This is a genomic window from Microbulbifer maximicatervae (SeqCode) (assembly GCF_052466985.1).
Map to the genome: position 1 here is coordinate 369,546 of NZ_CP174298.1, position 24,634 is coordinate 394,179.

The following is a 24,634-nucleotide window of genomic DNA, read 5'->3' on the forward strand; positions in this document are numbered from 1 at the left end:
AGGACTAGTATGAATATTTACAGAAAACTATCAAAAGATAAAGAGTGTTTTTTTGGTTTCAGTTTTGGAGCGATAACTTTAGTCATTACTTATCTGTTTTAGGGTATTGGGGAAGCGGAATTCAAATGCCCTAACTCCAGATAATGTGGTGTAAGTAAGTCTAAAGTAACCAGAGCTGAAGAAAAAATAACTGCTGAAGTTATTTAGATGTAAATTAAAATACAACATGCTTCTGAGTATTGGTAGGGCGCCAGATGTTGAGGTTTATCTAATCTTGATCAGATAAAGACAATATCGCAGGTTGCAGTCATTTGGTGCTTTTGATTTTCGCCAACGACTACCTATATACGGATGGAGAATTATGTTCCTTAAATTCAAAACTGTTCATGTATGTTCTTATCAATCCTGCAATATATCAATAATTGAGTTGAGTTATGAAAGAGATGTAGTTCAGTTGATGGTTATTTTTTAATTGTCTGGGTTATGTTTGAGTGATAAAGTCAATTAGTAAATGTCTTTATTTAGTATGTGAAGGTTAAAAGGATTTAATAATATGTACAAACGTATAAGTTTAAGTGCTGTACTTTCTTTATGTTCGGTATTTCTGGCTGAAAATTCAGTAGCGCACACAGGTGACTTGGATAGTCTTTTTATAAATACGGTTTCTGAGGAGTCTGTGCCTGGGATTAGCGTGGCTGTAGGGGAAAATGGGCGTGTTCGATGGGCAAGAGGTTATGGTTTTGCTGACCTCGAATCTCATGTTCCAATGACTAGAAGAACCAAATTGAGAATCGCCAGTGTTTCGAAAGTTATCACAGCAGCTGCTCTCATGAGGTTGAAAGAACAGGGGATTATTGAGCTGGATACCAATGTCTCTTCGCTGGTAGAGGCTTGGCCTGATTCACACGCTGATATTAGCTTAAGACAGATAACAAATCATACTTCAGGGATTCGCCACTACCAATCTTTGGGGGAATTTCTTTACAATGTGGAGTATAGTTCCACAATAGATGCATTAGATCTTTTTAAGGATGACGATTTACTTTTCTACCCCGGGACAGACTCTAATTACTCGACCTATGCTTGGACATTGCTCGCTGCCGCAATGGAGTCTGCATCAGGAACTGAATTTAAGAAGTTAGTTCAAGAGGAAGTATTTGATCCTTTGAACCTCAAAAATAGTACTTTTGATGAAAACTCTCCCATAATTTCCCACAGGCAAAGAGCTTATTCTTACTGGGGAGGAAGTCTAATCAACTCTCCAGAAGTAAATAGTAGCTATAAATATGCTGGCGGAGGTATGCTCTCTACACCAAGTGACCTGGTTAGGTTTGCTATGTCACATCTTGATAGTGGCTATCTGAGTGATGAATCGCTTTCTGAACTTTTTAGCCCAGGAACTTTAACAAGTGGTGAGGAAGTAAGCTACGGAATTGGTTGGATTGTTGACTTTGTCAGTTTAAGCGATTGGTATGATCCGGAGGAGGATGCGGAGCTGATTAGAATTATCGAGGAGCATCCAAACATTAAATTGATGAGTGGTGAAGGAGTTGGCGGAAGTACCATGCTAATGCTTTGCCCTGATCATGCCCGCTCTATAAGCGTTGTCAAGAATGTAGATAGTGATCAAACGGCTGACTTGGTAGAGCTATCTCTGAAAACATTAGATATTTTCCATAATAAAAACTAATCAATTTAAGGTGTCAGAAAGCTAAAGTTGCTAATTTTAAGATTACCCTTCACTCGCTTAGAGCCATTGTCTGGTCTACAAGGAGGGGAAGGGTAATTGAATTCCTCTGCTGTCCCCAAGTAACTATTTAGTTGTTTCTTTGAAAATAATCACGAGCACATTCCAGTGTCGCATGGGGTGAAAGCATATCAAAAGTGAAGTTCTTTGGGGGCTGATTTCGTTTTATGGTATTGGGCCAGTCCTGATTGGCTAGGGCCGTTTTACCAAGCGAGATAATATCTGCTTCATTGTTTTCTAAGACCTGAGCTGCGAGTTTTGGGTCTGTAATTCCGCCGTTGGCAATAACCGGTAGAGTACTATATTTCCTTGCCAGACTTGCTAATGAGTTACTGTTTTCAAAGGCGGGAGTGTCTATTTTTGGTTCGGTGGTATGAATATAGTCGGCACCACATTGCTTCATTAGCTCGAAAACTTCGGCAGCTCCAGCTTCGCCTTCAGGCCAAATATAGTTGGTATCATTCACTTTTTTCTGAGAGAAACGAACGCCCACTACAAAGTCCTTTCCGACCGCTGCCCTTACTGATTCAAGTGTTTCCTTGTAAATACGTAAACGGTTAGTGAGTACTCCTCCATAACAGTCTTTTCGTTTGTTGGTATAGGTGGTTAAAAATTGGTCTAACAAGTAGCCATTGGCACCGTGTATCTCAACACCGTCAAAGCCGGCAAGTTGTGCCATGCGGGCAGCCTGAGCGAAGCCCTCAACAACCATTGCAATATCTCGCTGTGTCATGGCTTCCGGCATGGGATAGGGGCCTTCACCATAGTAGAAGGGCATTTGACTTCCCTGGGGGCGAACCTTAGAGGGGCCAGCACTTTGATCGGTATAGGGGTTATATTGCGAAAGGGTGCCGGCATGCATCAATTGGGCATATATCCGGGCTCCTTGCTTATGAACTCTTGTGATAATCGGCTTCAAGCTCTGTGCATGATCGTGATTGGCCATACCGGGTTGATACTTGTAACCCTGACTGTAAAGTCTATCTGTATATAATCCCTTGGTAATAATCAGCCCAAACCCTCCATGGGCAAATCCCTCATAGTACTCCTCCATCAATGGACCAATGCGACCATCTAGCCCGGCGCTGACCCGTGTCATAGGTGCGACTGCGAGCCTGTTGGGAATACGTAAGTTTCCGATTTCAATGGTGTTGAATAGATTGTGATATTTGGTAGCCATAAATATTTCTTACCCATTAAGATTTTCCATATTTTGACAATTAACAAATTGTTATGTAAATCAGATACAAGGTAATTACAGTTTCAACTATTTATTGAATATGGCAGGAATTAATCAATTAGAGAGCTTGAGGGTTTTCAGTACGGTCGTGGAGTGTGGAAGCTTTACCAGCGCTGCAAAACGTTTAGGTGTATCTGCAGCTTGGGTTTCTAAGTCGGTAGAGCGATTGGAATCTCGCCTGGGAACCACGCTTTTGCGCCGCAGTACTCGGCATATGCAGGTGACTATCTCCGGGGAACGGTGTTACATGCGGGCACTTGAAGTGCTCAGCAAGTGGGATGCTTTAGAGGATGACTTATGTGAATCCAATGAAAGCCCTAGGGGAAAGTTACGGATTGGCGTCTCGATGTCTTGGGGGTTATCCAAGTTCGGTTCCATCTTGAATATGTTTATGGATCGGTACCCGGAAATCCTTCTAGATATTCAAATGGGAGATCATTATGTGAATGTGCTAGAAGAGAAGTTTGATCTTGTGCTACGGCTAACTAATGAGCTAGCTGACAGCGCCTTGTTATGCCGAAAAATTACCAGTTACCATCGAGTTGCCTGTGCGGCGCCTGAGTACCTTAAACAATATGGGGAGCCAGACCACCCCCGTGAGTTAAATGACCATCACTGTTTGGTATATACCCTACCGGGTAAACCCAGCGTGTGGCAGTTTAAAGATAAAGGTAAATGGCTCGATATTTATCTGGAACCTAGGTTGACTTCTAATAACAGTAAATTACTCCATTGTGCTTTGTTAGAGGGGAAGGGCATTGCACTGATCCCCCATTTTATCATTGAAGATGATCTTAGTGAGGGGCGATTAGTCCCGATTTTGACAGGCTTCCAAACTGCTGAGCTAAACCTTTATTCACTTAGGCCTGGGGACCGTATGTCCTCCTATCGGTTAAAATTACTATACAATTTTATATGTGAGCAGCTTGGTGAATAAGATAGGGGATGTATCAGAGGTAATATCTTTTACCTTGGGTGCATCCCCTATCAAGTTCTACCCTTTTATAGATTACCTATGATCGTGCGGGTTGGTTCTAGTCAAGCATCAGGGTTTTACAAACTTATTTCTTGCACTCTCTACCTTAGATCGCGTGACACATCCTTCTAGATGGTCATTAATTAATCCCATTGCTTGCATAAAGGCATAGACAGTTGTTGGCCCTACAAATTTCCAGCCTAACTTTTTCAAATCTTTCGATAATATGATCGATTCATTTGAGGTAGACATGGACTGAGGCTTGCCAAGCCTCACTTTTTTAGGTTCGTATCTCCAGAGAAATGATGCGAGAGATCCTTCTTTCTTTACGATTTCCCTGGCACATTTGGCATTATTAATGACGGCTTCGATTTTACCACGGTGTCGGACTATTCCTTCATTTGATAGCAGTTTTTCCACATTTGTATTGGTAAAACGGGCTATTTTATTAAAGTTAAATCCATAAAAAGCTTCCCGAAAGTTTTCTCTTTTTGCAAGAATTGTACGCCAGCTTAAACCAGACTGAAAACCTTCCAGGCATAGCTTTTCAAATAGGCGAAAATCGTCACTAACTGGAAAGCCCCATTCTTTGTCATGGTACTCCAGGAAATCTGGTGCAGAAGCGCACCAGTTACAACGGTATTTACCATCATGGCTTTGAATAAGTTGCGCGGCCATACCAATTACCTAACCGTTTGCCTCGGGTCTTAATAAGAATTCAAGCTGCGGACTAGCTTTGGATGAATCAATTTCTATGACATCGGCACTAACCACTTTTTCAGATACGAAAGGGTCTTGTTCGACGCGTATTAGCAATTCTTCATAAGTGGTGTTAAATGCTAGGATACCTCCACCAATTCCAGGTTTTATACTTCCAGACAGTATAAAAACTCCATCATCGAAGCCTTTCTGTAACCACTCCTTATGGCCAGTCATATATTTTGCTGCTTGTGATTTTTTTTCTGAAAATTTTAACAAAATAATAAACATATACTCACAGTTCCTTGTAAATAGCGCTAAGCTTTTTCCTTGTATGTGTCAACCCAAGAGCACATTTTATTGACTTCGTACTCAACATAGTCCTTGTCCTGAAAAGCATTTGCTAAGGTTGCAACACCCTGGCTCCAAGAGAGAACCTGTAGAGCTAGTTTATCGGCATCAGTGTTGGGATTTAGTTGTGTAAATTGTGTTTTTAGCCATTCCCGAAACAGACTGAAAATTTTATTGGCATCCTCTCGCCCTACATGGTTCAACTTGGCAAGTTCATTGGAGAGAGTACCTACGGGACAGCCGAAATCTCTGATCTTATCCCAGTTGGTAATGACAATACAGATATAACATTTTATCCGTTGCTCAGATGTATTCCCTTGTGCTTCCCATTCTTCCAGCATTGCTTGGGTTTTTTGCAATCTTCTCTCTATAACACCAGATAGAATTTGATCTTTAGTCTTGAAATGGTGGTAGAAGTTTCCGCGAGAAATATTTAAAAGATTAGCGATATCCTTGAATGAGGTATGCTCAAAACCCTGTTGATAAAATAAGTCATCTGCTATTGCGATGATTCGGTCGCGGGTGTCTAGTTTTTCCATATCGATTACTTTACTGAATTTCTATTTGGGTTGAGGCAAATGGGTAGTCAGTGTAGCCTTTTTCATCTCCACCGTAAAAAGTTGAGTGATCGGCTTGATTGAGTGATATGCCTTGTTTGAGTCGGTAAACTAAATCAGGGTTGGCTAAAAATGGTGTTCCAAATGCAATTAGATCGGCATTATTACTTTTCAGGGATTTTTGGGCCAGTTCGAGATTATAGCCATTATTCGCGATATACACACCCTTAAAGCATTCGCGTAAAGCTGGATAATTTACGGTTCTCTCTTTTTTCATCATATCGCCTTCCAGAATATGAACGTAGGCAATATTCCGGTTACTTAGCTGCTCTAAAACATACTCGAAATTTTCTTGTGGGTTAGAGTCAGACATTGAGTTAAAACTATTCTCTGGTGTTAGACGCACGCCTATACGGTTTGAAGGCCAAGTTTCCATCACGGAATCAATTATTTCGTTTAAAAGACGCATGCGATTCTCTATATTTCCACCATAGAGGTCGTTGCGATGATTAGTCCCGTCACGCAGAAATTGATCAATCAGATACCCGTTAGCGCCGTGAACTTCAACTCCATCAAAGCCAGCCTCTTTAGCCATTTTTGCAGCAAAGCCAAATTGCTCCACGATTTTTGGAATCTCACTAGTTTCTAGTGCACGAGGAAGAGCAAAGTCCTTATGCCCCTCGTAGGTAACCGCTTGCCCAATTGGTTTAATTGCAGATGCGCTCACGGGAGCCTTTTTATCTGGTTGTAGGTCAGGATGGGAAATGCGCCCGCAATGTTGCAGCTGTATAAAAATTTTCCCACCAGCTTGATGCACTGCATGGGTTAACTTCCTCCAACCATCAACTTGATCAGCGGTGTATATACCTGGGGTGTAAGGGTATCCCACACCTTGCGTAGAGATAGGAGATGATTCAGCGATAATTAGGCCAGCGCTTGCCCGCTGTTGGTAGTGCGTAACCATCATAGGCGTTACGACTCCATTTTTGTGCGCTCGATTTCGCGTCATCGGCGCCATAACCATGCGGTTTGTAAGTCGAAGACCTGATAAATCGAAGGATTGAAATAGATTTGCCATGCTGTACTTCCTCTTTAACTAGCATTACAGGGTCTAGGGCGCTTGACCTAGAATCAATAATGCTAGGTCAGGCGTCCTATCCCTGTCAACCGTTTATCATTTGGGATGGGGCTGGAAGCTAAAAGTGGCGATAATTCATACAGGTGGAGTGCCTGGTCGTGGGGTTAAGTTTTTATGGCAACATTTGTTCTGGTACACGGTGCTTGGCAGGGAGGCTGGTGTTGGAAGCGGGTATCAGCGTTTCTTAGGCGGTACGGCCATGAGGTTTATAGCCCAACTCTGACGGGGCTCGGAGAAAGGGCGCACCTTTTAGATGACACAATCAACCTGGATACGCATATACAAGACATTTTGGGTGTTATCGCATGTGAAGAGTTAACGGATGTTGTCTTGTGTGGCCACAGTTATGGTGGGGTGGTAATAACCGGTGTGGCTGATAAGGTGCACCAGCATATACGATCCCTTGTCTATCTTGATGCCTTAGTTCCAGAGGATGGGCAAAACGTCTTAGATCTTTTGCCTGTAGAGGTCGGGTTGAGTTTTCAGGATATTGCCAGAACTCAGGGTGATGGATTTCGCGTAGCGCCAAGTCCTGCAATAGATTTCGGGGTTAACATTCAAGATCAGGCATGGGTGGATCGGCGCTGTGTCGACCATCCTCTGGGATCATTTGAGCAACCGATTCAACTACAGGGCTTATGGAAGCAAGTAGCTCGGCACCGATACATCTATGCGTCGGGGTGGGCACCAGGAATTGGTAGGCCGTTCTTTGAGAGAGCCCAGAGAGAACTTGGTTGGGAGACGATAAACCTTCCCTGTGGTCATGATGTGATGCTAGATATGCCCAAAGAACTTACCCAAATTTTGATAGCCTCGATATAGCGATAGCCGCGCTACTTTAGCAACTTATATGGCCCCCCCCTTATGGATGCTCCAATGAGAGATGGGTCAAGTATGTCTCTGTATAATTAAAGTGCGTGTCGATATAAAAATAATTGATCTATTGAATCCAAGTTTTGCGTTGACTACGCCTAATTACATAGTGAAGAAATCAAAGAGAAAAAATATTTCCTCGATTGCGGGTGGGTGGCATAAATCTAGGGGAGCAAGATAAGCCATGGTTGGTACTGCATCACGGTGGCGTGACTGATGATGCGGCTACGGCTTACCTTTTAGTTGTTCCTGGATGTAAGGCTTCTATATCTTTTGCGACTAACTATGTGCCAGAAAAATTCTGGCGGATGCGGGGACGTATGACGTCAATCTTGAAAGAATAACTTGATGTTGAAAGATGCAACCGCTGGGATTTCCTTCAGCCCTCTGTATAGTTGCGTTAACTTTTCTGTATTTTCATTGCTGCATACGTTGAGCGTGCCTCCCTGCAGACAGCCTTTAGCTTTTGGAAAGGCGGGTTGATGCTCATGTCAAATTTCGATAGGGACTTTAAAGGCTTCTATACAATATCTCCATTTTTAATTTTGACTTATACCTGAAGTAGAAAGAGATAACTTACTGTTTTTGGTTGAAATGAACTGGGCTGGCTAAACTAAAGATACTAGTAGCAGGAGCTATCAGATTAAATAGAGAAGACGCCTGCATAACACTATAGAAAACAGTCGATATGGGTTGTGCCAAAGGCGGAAAAAAACGCGTTTCTCTGTTGAGTGCTACGCTGCTTAGTGCCACCTGTATGATAGGTTCGGGCTGGTTGTTTAGTGCGCAGCTTACGGCAAACTATGCAGGTAATTGGGCTTTTGGAGCCTGGATATTAGCGGCGCTTTTGGTCTTGATGGTTGGCTTGTGCCTAAGCCGTGTCGTTGCATTCTACCCAGTCCGAGGAGCCCTCGCTCAATCCAGTGCATTGTCGCACAATAGTATTTTTGGAATGCCATTTGCGTTTGCTAACTGGTTTGGCACATTAATGGTTGTTGCGACCGAGGCGCAGGCAACTACCCAATATCTCTCATCTGCTATAGATTCCTCTTTGTTAATTGACAATCACACCTTGACCCCGTGGGGGAAGGTTCTCGCGTTAAGTATTCTTTTTGTATATTTGCTGATTAACTATTATGGAATACGGTTTCTTGCCAAGATCAATAATGTTGTCACTGTTCTAAAGATATTTACTCCCACCTTTGCAATAGTTGTATTGCTTATAGTTGTATTTAGTAGTGATACAAGTGGGTCAAATTTTTCAATTGACTCTAATCAGGAGTTTGGGTTTGGAAGCGCTTTTTCCGCTGTTATTGGGGCAGGTCTAATATATTCGTTTAATGGCTTTCAGATCAGTGTTGCCTTTGCCAGTGAGATAAAACATCCCAAGCGTAATATTCCTTTGGCCGTTACTTTATCAATTACAATAATGACGCTTGTTTATCTTGCATTGCAATATGCTTTTATGGCCTCAGTGCCGAACGATCTTCTGGTGGAAAATGGTGGTTGGCAAGGGATTAATTTTGACTCGCCGCTTTTGGACTTGGCGACACTGCTTGGCTTGCACTTCCTTGCAATGATACTACTTGCAGACAGTGTGATAAGTCCCTCGGCATCTGGATATACTTATTTGGGGGCCTCGTCAAGAATTCTATTTGCAATGGCCTCTGTAGGGCAAATGCCGCGATGGTTAGCTGTTTTAGATCCTGTACATAATTTATCAAGGCGCTCGATGCTTACTAATTGGTTGATAGCAGCAGTTGTACTTGCTCATGCTGATAGTTGGGCAGCACTTATGGTGATCGTATCTGGCTATCATATAGTTGGATATATGGCCGCCCCCATTAGCATGGGAGCACTTGAACCTGGCACGAGATACTTTGGGGCTGCTGTTTTTGCTGTACTGGGGGTGCTCATGATTACCATAACTTCATCATCCCTTTTGTTGGTGTGCGCCTCTTTGTCAGTACTTATCTGTATTTATGCATCGTTGCATATTGCCAGTATTGGGGTTAAGAAATTATCTGTGTTAGTTCTGCCGTTTATTATATATTTATGGATTTTATATTTTATTCAGTACGCTGGGGCGGTAATTATTTTTTCAGTTGCTTTTTATTTGTTAATATCTTCGAAGCCCTATGTTAAATTTTGCAGGTTGTATAATAAGCTGTAGCTTGATGTAAGGTTTTAAATGGTTGGTGTCTGTGATGTTAGCAAAAGATTCTTGGGTGTTGGGCGCATCCAAGTATATGAATAAACCCTTTTGCCAAGGCCAATTCTGACAGGATCCGTTTAAGTTATTGAATGCTTGATAATAGCTATCATTTTATCCGCAAATATATTGGTAGATGGCAATAGGGGGTGTTCGAGCATAGCTCGCGCAGTAATATCAACTTGAGGAAGCCTATTAATTCTTGTCTGTTTAATAAGTTAGTACTTTTCGCTAAAAAACTACGATTAACACATTTAAATCCGGGGTAATGCCGGGTTTTAACTTTTACTATATAGCCCTCCTGGAGGCTCACTTTCGGAGGGAACATAGTTAGTAGGCTGATGTGATAAATTACTCAATTGTCAGAGTTTAGAGAGCCGCCTTACAGCTTTCTCTCTCCATTCTTTGGATAAGGGTTGTAGCTGACTTGCAGCCTGGAGTACTTGCTTGGTATTGGGAAATTGCTTATCAAAAAAAGCTCTGAACATAGATCGTATGTCGATTGAGTTTGGAGCTTTAGCTATCTTACAAATCGAATCCCCTTCTTTTATATGCCCCTCTTTAACAACCCTAAAATATACACCGCAATTAAAGCTGCTAGTGAGAATCTTGGCTGCAGCGTCATTATCTAGGGCCATGCTTAGCTTAAAGCAGGGTATTCTGGGTTGACTTACCTCAAGGATACAACTGCCTATGCGGAATTGGTCTCCAACAAAGATATTTTCTTCTCGAAGCCCTTCTACCGTTAGATTCTCACCAAATGCGCCATACTTAAGGCCCTTTCTGCCTAACAGGTCCTCCCAGCAAGGGTAGTGGTCATTAGAAAACGCATATATGGCCATATCTTTGCCGCCATGATTTTTTAAGTCTGCCTGCTCATCTCCTTCCAAATTATTCTTACCAACAAAAACTTTTCCTTGGGCTGGTTTCTTGAAGATCCCCGTTGTTACAGTCTTACCTTTGTATTCATAATCTACTTTTTTGGATACGTTTATAGAAAGGAGTTTCATATTTTCTTATTGGTAGATAATTTATGCAGGACCTGGATCTTAGCAAAATATACGCTTATTGCACAGCTATCCAATGTTGTCTTGATATCCTATAGGACGGCTAACACATATCTGCTTATTGGTTAATGGTTGGAAGATTCATCTCGATACCAGCGCCAGCGATCTTCTTCGTATTCATAGCATATATTATCGCAGTGGATCTTCTTCTCTACGCACAAGTCTTGATTTTCATTATCTCTAATGCAGTCATAGTAGCTATTCTTACAGGTTTTTATACACCTGTTTCGAGCTTCACGATCATGAAGTTCTCCAGCTCTAACATTCACAAAGAGGCAAGAGGTCAGTGTAATTAGAATTGTGATTAGATAGCGAAGCTTTGGCATGGTTAAACGCCGTTTGATTTTGCTTCTGAAGAGTAATGTCACTAACGATAAATCAGTAAAATATTTGTTGGTTGGTTTGCTGGCATGCGGGTGAGCGGATGATGGGTGCTAAGCGTGTATTTTTTGATAGAGTGAATGCCTCTGTCCTTAGGCTAGGCGGCAACTTTTTTTGAGTTGCCGCCTTAGATTGTGATGAGCTTTTTATCCGTTGGCAGTGGCCAATTGGTCAATTACCTGTTGTATTTTCTGTTTATTGTTCTTAATGAGTCGATCTGAGTGAATCTTGAGTGAGTCGATATTGTCGTATTCGAATAGACCGACATGGGGTTCAGTTACCTCTACATTGAGATAGTCATATTTGATCTTTACATTGTTGGAGAGTAATGAAGCAATTTCCAGGGCGTGCAATTGTTGCTCATCCATTGATCTTTGAACACTTGAGATAGCATCTCGTGCCCACTGTAGTATGCCCCAGTTTTTCAGGTCTTTATATTTCACCTGCGAACTGTTTAGCGGGGAGGTGCCGGACCCGAGAATCAGCACATAGTAGTTCTTGTGAGGGAACTCTTTGATGATATCCAGGAGCGCAACACTTGCAGGGTTGTTGGCAGAAATACCTGCGTCTGCAAAGTACTTGTGGCCCACTTCTTTGCTTTCAGCCATAAAGCCAACTGGGGGAAACAGTGAAACTCCGCTAACTGCAGCTGTGACCAGTTGGTATAGGCTGTTGGTAGGAAGCTCACTGGTATCTCCTCCTCGGTTTTTGAAGAGGTGAAGTTCACCAGTATTTACACTGAGTGAGGGGATAATCACATAATTTTTCAAATCGGTGAAGTTAAGCTCTGGTGTATAGTGCTTCTCCATCACTTTGTGAAGACGGCGACCCAAATATTTTGGAGAAAAAAGACCGGATGCCGTAAGCAGTTTATGATACCAAGGGGTTGAAAACAGATAATTACTTTTCGACTTGTATAAGTTAATAAGCAAGTCTGTTTTTGAATCGACATTGGCATAGTTTTTAGCCAGGTGAGATGAGCGGACATTCAACCCGGTAACAATGACAGCGCCCGTCGAGACACCACTAAACACATCGAAAAGCTCGTCAACTGGTTGCCCCAGTGCTTTTTCCAAGTGCTTAATGACATATAGCGGTATGAGTCCACGAATACCACCACCGTCAATGACAAGTATATTGATCGTATCTTTATCATTGAGGTGATTGCGTATCGCAGTCTCATCCTCTTGCACTGGTGAGCGATAAAATGTTGCGCTTGCTGTAAGGATATAGTTGTACAGATAGGCGCAGGCAGTGAAAATCACGATAATCACTGTACATATAATAAGGAAATAACTGAGTTCCATTTCTGCACCTATAAGGTATTTACGTCGCAAGGATATAGACACCGAATCTTTGATATTGACTAAATGGAGAGAGCGGGTTTTGCCGGGCAAGAACGGGGGCGGAAAAAACGTATGATATTACTTTTTATGGGTTGAACGGTCCGTAGTTTTTTCTCGGTTTTAAGGGCTTTCGGTGAGAAAAAAGTGCGATTTATAGATCTGTGCGTCTTATTTTCAGTTTTCTGGTAATGATTATTTCGTATATCGACTTTTTCGAAATTATCGATATATCGACGATGACCGAATGGTTTAATATAAGATGAAGATGACTATTTAGTTAAATGTCAATAGTTTGATGCTGGATGGAGTGCTGTCCTAATTTAGGATAATACACGTTCCAAAAAATAAGTATATTCCTGTATTAACTCATTAATTTTTCAGTGCTTTTTGCTTGACTGGAAATTCCGTCTTTAGTGATTTTTTACGCATAGAATCTTGAGTGTCCACAGAGTCCAGCCTTATTGGCTGACTCCCAGCAGGATTGATATCAGCGCTTGGCGTACTGGCTGGTATCAAAGTTTGCCCTTGATAGCGCTTGCCATGCAAATAGCCAAAAAGCTCTCGGTGGCTGAAAAGAGGGGCTCAGCAAGGAGAAGAATGCTTTTTAAAGGTATTGAGCAGGGTTTTGGCTTCTTTAAGGCTTAGCAAATGTGCCCTGAATGAATTGGCCCCGGCATTTACTCCCAGAGAGATCAATTTCATCACTACATTGAAAGCGAGTTCTGATTTTAGGTAGGGGGTAAATGCCAGAAAGGCATTAAATATAGACTGATGAACTCTGTTTAGTAACTCTTGTATATCTGGATTGCTGGTTGATATCTTCTCGGCCTTTTTCTCAAAGGCTTTTAGCTGATTGACATACTCTGAAAATAACCTGAGATTAAACACAACCGTTCTGTGCTCTTTATATCCGGCAATGATGGTGCTGAGTGCATCATTGATCTTGCGTAAGGCTATGTAATCATTTCTTGATAGGTCGGTATAAGAATCGGAGAGATAGCCGATCGTATCTCTCCGTAGCTGACAAAACTCAAATAAGTGTTGATCATGCTTCTTTACTTCCAGAAGCTGATATATTTTCGCGAAAATGAAGACAAGAGCAATTGCCGGCAATAGATAGAGCACTACTCAAACTCCTTTTCATTAATTGGCTTCTTGGGCGCGTTTTTCCTAGTGGGAGGTGAATAAGAGAAGGCGTTGTCCATCAACTTTAAAAACCTGTCCCTATATTCTTTATTATCTGCTGCAAGCCGGTCAATTTCAACTTGTCGGTCCTTCAGGCGCCCACTGTACATCCAGAAGAGGAGGTAATGCGCAAAGATGAAAAATATGACAAAGAGGCCATTCTTAAGCCCCACATTCTGTACGAACTGAAGTATATCTTTGAGGATATCAGTCATGTAGTCCCTTACTTCTGATTTTGACAGCTCCTCATGCATTTTTAACTATTGAGACTCTTGATTCAACTTGGTTTAACTTTGAACAGTAATTTTGGTACTTGAGTCTTATTTGCTTCTGTTTAAACCCCGGATATAGCCTTCGTGAGACTGGAGGTGTCCGGCCTTGCAGCGCAAGCCACTTCTCTAGTTTGGGTAGTTAGTCTAAGCATGTGGGGTCTGAAGTAGTGAACTGGTTTCCACTCCAAAGATTTCTTTCATTGCAGTCGGGGTCAAAGGGATCTGCGAGGTCAAATTGCTGATTGCCGTTTAGGGTATTCCCGGTAATCCGGTTGTTTAAGCTATTTGAGTCAGTAACGATAATACCGCCATTGCTTGATAGTATCGATAGCCCATTATTGGATACCGTGTTGCTTGCAATCGAATTGCTTGAGCCGCCACTTAGATTAATGCCCACCTGCCCATTATCCGCCACATTGTTACTTGCTATGTTGTTAAAATTACCGTTTATCAGGATTCCAGCTTCACCGTTATTCTCAATGATGCTGTTAGATACAAATGTGAAGTTGCCGTCAATCTCGAAGCCGTCCTCGCTAAACCCAGAAACGGTAGTAAAGGAGATATTGTTATAGTCTCCCAGGATTTCAATGCCTTCGTCTCCGCCTCCTAGTACCGTACTGCGACTAATGGTGTTGTAATCGCCAAAAACCTCAATACCATCAGAGATGGTTGAAGTAGCAGGACCTGTAATATCGACGTTGGTGATGGTATTGCCGTTGCCGAATAGCAAAATTGCATTTCTTACAGCGCTATTTATTTCCATATTGGAGATGGAGTGGAAGCCTGAGCTGGAGGTGATGACACCATTGGTGCAGTTGGTTAGTTGGCCGTTGCTGAGATATGCTGCGGTGCCCTGTAGGTCTATTGCGTAGAAATCTGTTTGGGTTGGGTCCAGCGATACGCAGCTAAGCTCAAACTCCGCCATATTCAGGCTCCCTGATGGGCCTACAATGGTGAGTGCTACAGGATTGGCGATACTCAACTCGCAATTCAGGTCCTGAGATAGAGTGGTGGGCTCAGATATAGTGTCGCCGCATTCAATGGCCAGTGCGGCCGTAGATAGGGTAAAGACTGCGGCTAACAAACCTAGCTGCTTAAGTACATCCAGAGTCGTGATATCCATGGCGCTACCCCCTGAAAACTTCTCCTTGTTTCCATAATCCAAAGCCTAGCTGTGTTTTGGTGTTGAGGTTGTCGCAATAAAAAAGGGGCTTACGTCAAAAAACGTAAGCCCCTTGAAAATGGCGCGCTCGGGAGGATTCGAACCTCCGACCGCCTGGTTCGTAGCCAGGTACTCTATCCAGCTGAGCTACGAGCGCGTCGAGGAGGCGCACAATATAGATTGGTGTAGGTAGAGTCAAGCATTTTTTTCATATGAAGTGCTTTTTTGGTGTTTGGTGACCGTGAAACCTGTTTGTCTGTTTCTGCTTTCTCACAAAGGGATTTGGCTCAGGAGCCGTGGGTAGGGCTTTCTAGAGGTTACAAGAGGCTTGTGAGGCTCTGCGGCGACTACTGACTGATCGTTCCGCTATTGGTTGTTCCCAGCTGGGTTACATTGGCAAGTTTTGAGGTTCCACTTTGGTTAGCTGTGAGGCTGTTCAGGGTCCCGTTTTGAAGGGATATTAAAGTGTGGTTCATTCCGCTCTGATTCGACATTAAAGAGTTCTCCATGCCGCTTTGGGTGGTCCATGAGCTAATTTGTGAGCCTGTCTGAAACAGTGTTTGTGAATTTTGCATGCCTTGTTGGCTTATATTTAATTGGCTAAAGGAACTATTGGATTGATTGGCTGACACGGTATTTAGCTCACCAACTTGATCTCCAATAGCAAAATTATTACCGCCTGCACTCTGACCAAGGCTGGACATATTTCCAGTGCCAAATTGTGTAGAGCTAGCAAAATCAGAAATGCTTAAGCTGTGAGATAATCCACTCTCATTTTGATCCCCGATTTGTAAAATTTGAACGGTACTCAGGGAGCTTTCAATCTGTATAGATACTCCGACATTGTTAGTGCCATCCTGAGTCATATTTATGAAATCATCGGTGCTATCTATTTGGGTGAGCAGGGTAGTATTAGAATCACCTTTTGGTGGTCTGTTAGCTTTGGTTAACGTGCGACTCTAGTGAATTGATATAACCCATATATATGTCTCGGTCACGCCTGCCTCCATTTGCATCAACTCCTGCCATAATGTCATTGATTAGATTGAATAGAGTTTCTGACAAGGTCTCTGATGCTTCACTCACAGCTTCAAGTCGGACAGACTGGCTTATATGGGTATAGAAGAAGTCCAATAGCCTTGTATCGTGGAGATTTATCGTTGAGCAAGCCAGTTCTATTTGTCGGGCATATATTTTGTATTCCGTCATGACCACTGCTCTGAACTTGTAGTCGTGAGGGAGGGCTTCCTTAAGGATATTTGCATTTCTATTATTATTGTTCTCCAAATATTCTCTAAAACCCATCATGTCATAGGATGATGGGGCTTGTTCTTTGTGGGTTATAGTGCTGATAGCCGCGGCACAAAAGTCGGCCATATGAACTCGAAAATAATGGTATGCATTTTTTAATTGTTCGACTCTTTTTTCTTGTCTTAATTTTTCTTGTCGGTTTGATTGGTATTTTGTAAATTCATTCAAAAGTAACCCAAATGTTGCAATTCCCGTCAGTGTTTCAATGGAGGTTAGTAGATAGCCGAGTTCATTGATAGGGTGAATTTCTCCATAGCCCAAAGTTGTAATTGTTACAATGCTGAAGTAGATGCTTTTTGTGAAGTCGAGATTTTCATTTATACAGGAGTCACATCCACTATATATGGCAGCAAAGATGAAGATTACTGAAAAATAGCCGACAAGTATTTTTTTCCATGTCAGAAAAGATAGGAAACGTGTCATGTTCTGTGCTCATTAACTATAAGCGATATAATTTACGCCTGCGTCACTCCTTTTGGGGTAATTACGATCGCGCCTGCAAGTGTAAAAGGGGACTGCTTACAATCAGCCAATATGAATTATGGTGACTGTTTTGATCTTACGTTCCTATTAGCATAGTAACGTTAGCTAAGTTGTGAATTATTGAGTCGACACTATACGGTGTATTACTTATGGGGTGGTGGTGTTGAGAGTATCATTTGCATTCATGAGTTGATGTGGAGGGGTAGGTTATATCATCGAGAAACTCGCCCCTCAATTTATCTAGCATCTAAAATGGTCTGTACGCGAGGGGGTATGATTATTGCTCTTCAGCAGAGAGTGCTGATGCGTAATTCTATTACACCTGATAATGGCTTTTCGTTGGCTATTTGTCGACTGGGGTTCGCCCACTTACTTGTTGCTAGTGGAGCTCAGTTAAAATCTAGTGCTTACCCAATCGCTGGCTTTCTTCTTGGGAAAGAGGAACTGGCTCAGCCCGTGCTTGTATAAATTTATCTGTATCACCGGCAATTTATGTTTCTGGCAGTGAACCGCCAATTCCATCACTAGCTCCCAGCAATGGGTTCAGGGTGAGGAATACTTCCTAGAAGTTCTTGTGTTACGGCCCGGTGACGGATGCCTAGTGGTGGAGTTCTGGGGGAGTTGATGGCGGTGGGGCCGGCTCAGGCATAAAGGTAGTGCTGGCGGTGATATATGCATGCGGGTTTTACCGCACTATAACAAAAAAGGGCTTACGCTGTTAAGCATAAGCCCTTCGTTTGTATGGCGCGCTCGGGAGGATTCGAACCTCCGACCGCCTGGTTCGTAGCCAGGTACTCTATCCAGCTGAGCTACGAGCGCGTTACGGATGCGGATACTATAGATGCGGTGGGGGTAAGTCAACCTTAAGAGTAAAAAAATCCTTAAAAAACATTATGTTGGATAAAAGTTAGGCACTTTGAGTGAGTGTTGACTAGTTACAGATTCGCTGCCAGGGCTAGCGGGTTAAGAGGATGAAAAGGCACCACCATCAAGAGCAGACAAGTGGTTTTACAGAGTGAGGTGGCAAGGCCCGCTTGCGGGGCTTTTGGAGGCTCTTGAAAGGAAATGTACCGATCAGTGACAGAGCAGGGGTCAATCTCATCCAACTTATCAGGTTTCGATCTCAACGCCTAAAAGCGCGTCTCCAATGACAGGTCAAATCCGCTTATCCTCAGGGTATCGTTATCAATTGTTTTCCATTGGAGCCTGCAAGCAAAGTTATCAGTGAAAGAATACTTTACTCCAATGCCGTAGACTAAGTCCGTTTCATTTTTGCTTTGGGAGTAGGTTGGGCTTAATGGGCTATCTGGTATCCAGCTGGATCTTGGTATGAACTCGCTGTCGATTTTGGTATGGGAGAGGCCAACAAGAGCATTTACAGTCGTCTTGTTAAGGATTGGATATTGGGCAATAACATGCAGATGATAACTTTCTACTGTAACCGTTTCATCATCGGTGATATAGGCATCGCGATATTCATCAATTTCTCTGTCATAGAAACTAACTAATGCAACAAATTCATCATAGGTGTTACCGAAGTGGTCATACCCGAGTTCAACGGAAAGAAACTGATTGAATTGGTACCCAGCGTGAATGTTGACATTGTTGGCGTGATCGCCAAAGCGTTGAGAGCTTATATAGGGTTCTGGAAGTTTGTTCTGGCCCTTAAAGTCAAAGTATCCATATCCTATTCCGGCGTAGATTGACATCTCTGCCGCGATAGAAGCATTTGCAAAGGTTAATAGTAATATGGCTAGTCTAGTGTATTTCATTTTGGCCCCATTTATTCCATTAAATGAGCGGTTTTATCTCTTTGATAGGTTGTAAATCGCTAGTTACCGTTGCGCTATATTCGCTTTCAAGTAAAGTTAGGACCTTTTGCCCGATCAATTCAATCTATTTTTGGCTTGGCCCATTAAGCGTCTATAAACTACTCAGTGAGCTAACTATGGAAGTGTAGGGTATTAGCAATAAAATGAAAGCTGGAAGTTTAGGGGCTTAGAATATGAGGCCAGTTTCGTGAGGGTAAAAATAAAGGCAGTTTTTACCCTCGGATATTCATTTTATAGATGTCCTTAGAAATGGGTTTCTATAGACAAATGTATGCCGCTGATATCTACGACATCATTATCGATGTTTTTCCATTGCAGTTTGCCGCTGAACCGGTTGGTAAAGTCGTATCTGACGCCGATACCGTAAGTTAGGTCAAAATCATTCTCGCTGGACTTGAAAGATTTATTGCCTTCATAATTTCCATCAATATCCGCGATGCTCATGTAGGCGGTATAAGTACTATCTATTTTAGTGTAAGAAAGGCCAAGGTAGGCGCTGATAGTGACATTATCTAGCATTGGGTATTCGAAGACAGAATTTATTTGTACGCTGTCAATATCCAAGCTTTCCTTGTCATTAATGATGTTATAGTCAAGTTGAGCTATTACTGCACTATGATGAATATAGGTGTCGGATGCTTTACCAAAATGGCTGTATCCTGCCTCTACAGAGAAGAATTGATTTAGTTGGTAGCCAGCGTAAATATCAAAGGAGCTGGAGGTATCTTTAAAATTATTATTTACATAATAATCTGTAGGTTCTTGTTGCCCATCAAAATCCTGAGTCCCGTATCCAATTCCAGCGTAGAAAGGGGTTTCTTTTGCAAATGCTGAATTGTAGTTGGCTAATAGAGGGATCAATAGAAATATTTTTGAAATTTTCATATTGGTCTTCTGAGGTGTAAAAGTAACGAAATGCTCAAGCGTCAAAATAGATGACACCTATATTGCTTTTGTCTGAATAATTCAGTCAAGTTGTTTAATTAGAGCAGGATGGTTTTGAGGCGTGATTGTGCGTTGAAGGGGTATTTCATCTGATTTGGTTGCCAATCTGTCTTCTTTTGATTTGTCAAAGTGTCAGTCTGCACGCCTTTTTTGTCTGAGTTTATTTGTGGCAGGTTTTTTGAGGAGCTTTTTGTAGTTTTTCTAACTTGCCACTGTAGTACATATGGAATTGTGTCATTTTTAAAACCCATCTATAAAGATAAAATTGTCAGGGTACTTATGTAACCCATCAAAATCTCCCTTGCTCAAATATACATTGTTATTTCGGGCTACTGCATAAACCATGCTTATATGGAATAGTAAGTTTGGAATTATATATTGATGGATATATTGTGGCTGTGGGAGATCCACGGTTGTAAAACCTGCTTTATCATTGATTCTTCTACTACTGTCCAGATCGGTTACTTCGGGTAAAGAATCTAAATAATTTAGTGTTTTCTGGATGGTTCTCAGAATACCCTCCTTTGTACTGCCATCCTCTTCAAATGTTACAATTTTTTGGTCAACGAGTGGGCAGTATCCACGAAGAGAAAAATTGGCCGTAATTTTTGCATTCTCGGCTAAGCTGAACATGTTAGATGCCAGCTGCTTGTGAAATATTTCCTGCGGAATTTTAGTCACAATTGAAAGTAGTTGGGAAAGATAATTATGAAGAAGGCTCTTGATAGATATTTGCATTAGGTAACCTGATAATAGCGGAGTGAATTAATTTTTTTGGTACACACGTTCCTGGGTATTGCTACATCAGATATTGTGACAAAGTCTCCCAATCAAACCGCCGAGCTTTTCCATCGCTAAATAAAACCTCGATACGCTTGTCCTCCCATCCCAAAACCCTTCCATAGCCAAGTTTTCGATGCCGCAGTCCCTCTCCAGGTTCGGGTTTTCGCATGGGGGCCCGGGGTGCACTGATAGTGGGGTTGTAATCGCAAGCTTCTAAATAGTGGAGCGCTTGGCGTGAAACCGGTACATCGGTGTCGATTTTTTCCGGACGCTCCTTTAAGGAGTCTGCCATTAATTTACTTAAAGGAAGCTGCATTTCATTAATAAATAATGAAGGCTGCGAAGCCTCTGGATCATTCTTTTTGGAGTCTTCTGCAGGGGCCAACAAGAAGAGTTTTGACTTGGCTCGGGTCATCGCCACATACATTAAGCGGCGTTCGCTCTCCAGTGACGCGGGTGTGCTGAAGTCCCGTTGAGGTTGATAGGGCATATTGTGCTGGGTGAGGGTGGGGATAATTACTTGTTCCCACTCCAAACCTTTAGCTTGGTGCATAGTCGTTATTTGTATAGCATCCGCTTCGGTTTGTTCGCCCTCCCGGTGTTGGCGTTGAAGCTCTTGTAGATGTGCCAGGGCTTCAGTGGGCGGCTGCTTCAGTGTGTCCGGGTATTTGCAGAAAGCGAGGATGGTTTGCTGCCTCTCCTCCCCTTGTTGGCGGGTGAAGGCGTCGTCAGCGATTCCGCTGAGAAGTTCCAGTTCACCGATATGGCGACGCAGTAGCTCTCCAGCGTGACCGCGCCAGCTCTCGATCTGGGTAAGCAGGTCTGCCCGTTGGCGCAAGCGTTTGGTCTGGGGCTTGCTCAGGTTTTCAGGTAGTAGGGCAACCAGCTTCTTACCCCAGCCCTTGTCCAACGCTGCCAGAGAGGAACAGATGGGCTCAAGGACTTTGCGAGGAATACGCACATGGGGAGAGGTCAGCCATTCGTAAAGTCCCTGCTGGCGACGCTTGGGAGGAAGTTCGGCGAATCGACCGGAGGCAATATTTAAGCTCCAAAATAAGGGGCGCAGCTCCCGGCGCGAAAGGACGGTGTTGCGGCTTGCTGAGCGGTAAGGAATATTATTGGCCAGCAGTGCCAGTTCAATAGGAGCGGCGATAGACCACAGCCGCACCAATACGGCGACATCCCTGAGTGACTGGCCTTGCTTTTGACATCGGCGCAGGTGCTCCACAAGCCAGCGTCCCTCCTTATCGGTTTTTACCAACTCGATTTCTGTTTGCTGATCTTCATTGGCTGAAACACAGAATATATCGGCGCGATCGCGATTGTTCTCAATAAAGTGATTGGCGGCCAAGGATAGCTGGTGGCCGTAACGGAAAGTACGGCTCAGGTGATAAATATTCGAAGGGGGAAAATCCCCATCGAAAAATGTGAGCAGGAAATCCGGTTTGGAGCCTCGCCATTCGTAAATTGTTTGGTCTGGGTCGCCAATCGCGATGACGTTGCCAGATTTTCCGTAGAGAACTCGCAGTAAAAAGTGCTGTATCTCATTGATATCCTGGTATTCGTCCACCAGGATATCTTCGTAATAGCTGCCGTACTCCTCGGCCATTTCCTCATCCATGCTGAGCAGCATGGCTGGGTCATAAATCAGATCGGCGTAGGTGACCGCATTTTGGCTGCGACGCCAAGCTTCAAAAGTGCGAAATACTTGCAGAAAATACATGTATTCATCGCCGAGCTTCAGTTCCTGAAATGCGCTGAGATCTCCCGATAAAATTGTTTTGGTGTAGTCGATAAAAAATTCAGCGGCCTCAATCTCAGATTGCTTCCGTGCTCTAATCTCTTCGAGTTCGTGGGTAGGCGCGCATTCTTCAATGGCCTTCCAGATTTGTAATTGGATTGTGGATTGAGGCAGGGGGGATAGGTTGGCGGCAGCGATATGATCATTGGCGATCATGCGTTGGTATAAACGATACCCAACACTGTGAAAGGTATGTACCGCTGGTATCGAGCCTTCAGTCAGCTGCCGTAAGCGGCGGTCGAAGTCCTCCCGAGCACTGCGGTTGTACATTAATACCAGCAGTCGATCGGGGGCGATACCTGCATCAAGGCGGTTCTTTATGTAGTGCAACAGAGCAGTGGTTTTGCCAGAGCCGGCAACGGCAATGATCTTGGCGTGACCACCGGCATGATCTGCAATTGCCTGCTGTTCAGAGGTAAGGTTATTTCCGCCCATCGCACTCTTTGCTCAAATACTGGATATTTTGCCAGTGATTGATGCTGTCTTACAAGTCGCGCAACCTTATTCGGATGGTTTGTCGCTATCGGAGATTTGATGGTGGCGCAGGGCAAGCTCAGCGATGTAGGGGGAGAGGAAGACGCGGCCGCTCAATTCCTGCAGTAGCTTGGAGTGGCCCAGGCGATCCAGTACAGCCCCCTTTACCTCAGCCAGATGCAGCTGGATATTCCGATTCTGTAAATCCCGGTTTACTTGTAACAGACGCTCTATTGCTGTGCTGTCGATCCGGTTAACAGACGATAAGATCAGCACCATATGGCGGGTATTGCGATGTCGCTTTATCTCTACAAAAAGTCGCTCCTCAATCGCATTGATGTTGCTAAAAAACAGGTTCTCATCAATACGCAGGAACAAAATTTCAGAGTCGGTTTTCACTGTATAGCGAAGCACATTGCGGAATTGCTCGGTACCCGGTACACGCCCCACGACAGCGATATGTGGCCGGCTGGCTCGCCAGATCAATGTGGCGAATGAGAGCCCGACGCCCAGGGCAATCCCGGTTTCCACGCCAAAAAACACTACCCCGAGAAATGTGCCGGCCATAGCCAGTCCATCGGTGCGATCGTAGCGCCAGTGGTGGGCCATACCCTGGAAGTTGATCAGGTTTGCGGCTGCAACAATGATGGTGGCGGCTAGCACGCAGATTGGCAGTTCGGTAAAGACTTTAGTGGCATACAGAAGTAGCAGGGCAATTAGCACTGCGGCTATCACGCCGCTGAGGGGGGTTTTTGCTCCACTCTCATCATTAACGGCTGTCCGTGCAAAGCTGCCGGTTACCGCAAACCCTCCTGAAAATGCGCTGAGAAGGTTGGAGGCACCCAGCCCCCGCAGTTCCGCATTAGTGTTGAGCTTCTCGCCGCGCCGCTGGGCGATAGAGTGAGCAATAGATAAGCTTTCGACAAAGCCGAGCAGGGCAATAATCAGGGCGGGCAAAAGCAATTTGTAAATCAGCCCCGGGTTAATAGAGGGGATACTTAGGTTTGGTAGGCCAGCGGGAATAACTCCCACAACGGGTAATTCCTTCTCCCAGTGAAAAATAGTGGTAAGCACAATGGCAATCACCACGATAAGCATGGGCGCCAACCGTGAAAGCAATTTGGATCGTGCTGGGCCGACCCCGATTTTCCTGAGCAGGAAGGGCAAACCTAGACGGGCGGCAATTAAGCTGGCCAGTGCAATGAGCCCTAGCAGAGCTGCTTCCCGATCGGTTTCGGGTAGGTGGTTAAAGGTGCTGATCAATATCTCGAGAACCGTATCCCCATTGCTTGATATTCCCAGCAAGGGGGCAATCTGCCCGGCAATAATCAGCAGCGCGGCGCCGGAGACAAAACCGTCAACAACCGGAAGACTCAAGAGGTTGGCGAGGCTACCTAGGCCAAGAAACCCCATTATTAGCAGGATTACTCCACTCAAGAGTGCTAATAATATGGCGCCGGAAATGTACTCGGGACTGCCCGGTGTAGCTATGGGGGTGAGAGCTGAAGCGGTCATTAGGGCGAGCACGGCCACCGGGCCGACGGACAGCACTGAGCTGGAGCCAAACAGTGCGTATCCTACTAATGGGAGCAGCCCAGCGTAGAGCCCTAGATATGGGGGCAGGCCGGCAAGTGCGGCATAGGCGAGGGCCTGTGGGATCAGCATCATGCTGGCCAGGAGGGCGGCAACACTATCTCCCACCAGCCACTTGGGCTGGTAGCGTCGAAGCCATGGAGGGATTAGGTGGAGTAGCCGCATCCTTACGCTTGTTTCTGCTCTCTTCCTGCCGCAATTGTGTG

Annotated in this window: 22 protein-coding genes and 2 tRNA genes; 5 read left to right on the plus strand and 19 right to left on the minus strand. The window is 43.9% G+C overall.

Annotated features, from left to right (window positions below):
- The first annotated feature begins 553 nt into the window (after nucleotides 1–553).
- Complete coding sequence (locus tag ACJJI3_RS01720) at nucleotides 554–1,690, plus strand: serine hydrolase domain-containing protein (RefSeq protein WP_444941284.1); 1,137 nt, start codon at nucleotides 554–556, stop codon at nucleotides 1,688–1,690.
- A 127-nt stretch (nucleotides 1,691–1,817) separates the two neighbouring features.
- On the opposite strand, the gene ACJJI3_RS01725 is transcribed toward ACJJI3_RS01720, so the two are convergent.
- The gene (locus ACJJI3_RS01725) at nucleotides 1,818–2,927 is read right to left on the minus strand and encodes an oxidoreductase (RefSeq protein WP_444941285.1); all 1,110 of its coding nucleotides are present in this window, start codon (nucleotides 2,925–2,927) and stop codon (nucleotides 1,818–1,820) included.
- A 100-nt stretch (nucleotides 2,928–3,027) separates the two neighbouring features.
- Between ACJJI3_RS01725 and ACJJI3_RS01730 the strand changes: the two genes are divergently transcribed.
- Nucleotides 3,028–3,924 (plus strand): LysR family transcriptional regulator, encoded by an 897-nt coding sequence (locus ACJJI3_RS01730; RefSeq protein ID WP_444941286.1) that lies wholly within the window; start codon nucleotides 3,028–3,030, stop codon nucleotides 3,922–3,924.
- Nucleotides 3,925–4,032: 108 nt separating this feature from the next.
- Here the strand turns inward: ACJJI3_RS01730 and ACJJI3_RS01735 are convergent, their stop codons facing one another.
- Genes ACJJI3_RS01735 through ACJJI3_RS01750 form a run of 4 tightly spaced genes read right to left on the minus strand, consistent with a single transcriptional unit; the run spans nucleotide 4,033 to nucleotide 6,648 of the window.
- The gene (locus ACJJI3_RS01735; protein ID WP_444941287.1) at nucleotides 4,033–4,641 is read right to left on the minus strand and encodes a DNA-3-methyladenine glycosylase I; all 609 of its coding nucleotides are present in this window, start codon (nucleotides 4,639–4,641) and stop codon (nucleotides 4,033–4,035) included.
- Between the two features lie 9 nt (nucleotides 4,642–4,650).
- On the minus strand, nucleotides 4,651–4,953 hold the full coding sequence (locus tag ACJJI3_RS01740) for a YciI family protein (protein ID WP_444941288.1): 303 nt from the start codon (nucleotides 4,951–4,953) through the stop codon (nucleotides 4,651–4,653).
- Between the two features lie 26 nt (nucleotides 4,954–4,979).
- Nucleotides 4,980–5,552, minus strand: coding sequence for a TetR/AcrR family transcriptional regulator (locus ACJJI3_RS01745; protein WP_444925391.1), 573 nt, complete (start codon nucleotides 5,550–5,552; stop codon nucleotides 4,980–4,982).
- A gap of 10 nt (nucleotides 5,553–5,562) precedes the next feature.
- Nucleotides 5,563–6,648 (minus strand): alkene reductase, encoded by a 1,086-nt coding sequence (locus tag ACJJI3_RS01750; RefSeq protein ID WP_444941289.1) that lies wholly within the window; start codon nucleotides 6,646–6,648, stop codon nucleotides 5,563–5,565.
- A 174-nt stretch (nucleotides 6,649–6,822) separates the two neighbouring features.
- Here ACJJI3_RS01750 and ACJJI3_RS01755 point away from each other — a divergent pair, with 174 nt between their 5' ends.
- Both ACJJI3_RS01755 and ACJJI3_RS01760 read left to right on the plus strand, forming a co-directional pair.
- Nucleotides 6,823–7,530, plus strand: a complete 708-nt coding sequence (locus tag ACJJI3_RS01755; protein ID WP_444941290.1) for an alpha/beta hydrolase — start codon at nucleotides 6,823–6,825, stop codon at nucleotides 7,528–7,530.
- Between the two features lie 739 nt (nucleotides 7,531–8,269).
- Entirely contained in the window at nucleotides 8,270–9,754 is a 1,485-nt protein-coding gene (locus tag ACJJI3_RS01760) for an APC family permease (protein WP_444941291.1), read from the plus strand.
- A gap of 401 nt (nucleotides 9,755–10,155) precedes the next feature.
- Here the strand turns inward: ACJJI3_RS01760 and ACJJI3_RS01765 are convergent, their stop codons facing one another.
- The 8 genes from ACJJI3_RS01765 to ACJJI3_RS01800 form a co-directional block, all read right to left on the minus strand.
- Complete coding sequence (locus ACJJI3_RS01765) at nucleotides 10,156–10,803, minus strand: MOSC domain-containing protein (protein WP_444941292.1); 648 nt, start codon at nucleotides 10,801–10,803, stop codon at nucleotides 10,156–10,158.
- A 584-nt stretch (nucleotides 10,804–11,387) separates the two neighbouring features.
- A complete protein-coding gene (locus ACJJI3_RS01770; protein ID WP_444941293.1) occupies nucleotides 11,388–12,548 on the minus strand; it encodes a patatin-like phospholipase family protein in 1,161 nt (386 codons plus the stop codon).
- A 621-nt stretch (nucleotides 12,549–13,169) separates the two neighbouring features.
- Nucleotides 13,170–13,712, minus strand: a complete 543-nt coding sequence (locus ACJJI3_RS01775; protein ID WP_413662627.1) for a hypothetical protein — start codon at nucleotides 13,710–13,712, stop codon at nucleotides 13,170–13,172.
- Nucleotides 13,712–14,026, minus strand: a complete 315-nt coding sequence (locus ACJJI3_RS01780; protein ID WP_413662626.1) for a hypothetical protein — start codon at nucleotides 14,024–14,026, stop codon at nucleotides 13,712–13,714. The genes ACJJI3_RS01775 and ACJJI3_RS01780 overlap by 1 nt, the downstream gene beginning before the upstream one ends.
- A 157-nt stretch (nucleotides 14,027–14,183) precedes the next feature.
- A complete protein-coding gene (locus ACJJI3_RS01785) occupies nucleotides 14,184–15,167 on the minus strand; it encodes a right-handed parallel beta-helix repeat-containing protein (RefSeq protein ID WP_444941294.1) in 984 nt (327 codons plus the stop codon).
- 119 nt (nucleotides 15,168–15,286) lie between these two features.
- Nucleotides 15,287–15,363: transfer RNA gene (locus ACJJI3_RS01790), tRNA-Arg, on the minus strand.
- Nucleotides 15,364–15,553: 190 nt separating this feature from the next.
- Nucleotides 15,554–16,072: a hypothetical protein gene (locus tag ACJJI3_RS01795; RefSeq protein WP_444941295.1), complete on the minus strand. Its 519-nt coding sequence runs from the start codon at nucleotides 16,070–16,072 to the stop codon at nucleotides 15,554–15,556.
- Between the two features lie 70 nt (nucleotides 16,073–16,142).
- Entirely contained in the window at nucleotides 16,143–16,940 is a 798-nt protein-coding gene (locus ACJJI3_RS01800; RefSeq protein WP_444941296.1) for a potassium channel family protein, read from the minus strand.
- A gap of 333 nt (nucleotides 16,941–17,273) precedes the next feature.
- On the opposite strand from ACJJI3_RS01800, the gene ACJJI3_RS01805 reads away from it, so the two are divergent.
- Nucleotides 17,274–17,468 (plus strand): hypothetical protein, encoded by a 195-nt coding sequence (locus tag ACJJI3_RS01805; protein WP_444897850.1) that lies wholly within the window; start codon nucleotides 17,274–17,276, stop codon nucleotides 17,466–17,468.
- A 274-nt stretch (nucleotides 17,469–17,742) separates the two neighbouring features.
- On the opposite strand, the gene ACJJI3_RS01810 is transcribed toward ACJJI3_RS01805, so the two are convergent.
- From ACJJI3_RS01810 to ACJJI3_RS01835, 6 genes are all read right to left on the minus strand, one after another.
- A tRNA-Arg gene (locus ACJJI3_RS01810) sits at nucleotides 17,743–17,819 on the minus strand.
- 311 nt (nucleotides 17,820–18,130) lie between these two features.
- Entirely contained in the window at nucleotides 18,131–18,772 is a 642-nt protein-coding gene (locus ACJJI3_RS01815) for an outer membrane beta-barrel protein (protein WP_444941297.1), read from the minus strand.
- A 303-nt stretch (nucleotides 18,773–19,075) separates the two neighbouring features.
- Nucleotides 19,076–19,717, minus strand: a complete 642-nt coding sequence (locus ACJJI3_RS01820; RefSeq protein ID WP_444941298.1) for an outer membrane beta-barrel protein — start codon at nucleotides 19,715–19,717, stop codon at nucleotides 19,076–19,078.
- A gap of 300 nt (nucleotides 19,718–20,017) precedes the next feature.
- Nucleotides 20,018–20,515, minus strand: coding sequence for a DUF1993 family protein (locus tag ACJJI3_RS01825; protein ID WP_444941299.1), 498 nt, complete (start codon nucleotides 20,513–20,515; stop codon nucleotides 20,018–20,020).
- A 61-nt stretch (nucleotides 20,516–20,576) separates the two neighbouring features.
- A complete protein-coding gene (locus ACJJI3_RS01830; protein ID WP_444941300.1) occupies nucleotides 20,577–22,796 on the minus strand; it encodes an ATP-dependent helicase in 2,220 nt (739 codons plus the stop codon).
- A gap of 66 nt (nucleotides 22,797–22,862) precedes the next feature.
- A complete protein-coding gene (locus tag ACJJI3_RS01835) occupies nucleotides 22,863–24,593 on the minus strand; it encodes a SulP family inorganic anion transporter (protein ID WP_444941301.1) in 1,731 nt (576 codons plus the stop codon).
- Between the last annotated feature and the right edge of the window lie 41 nt (nucleotides 24,594–24,634).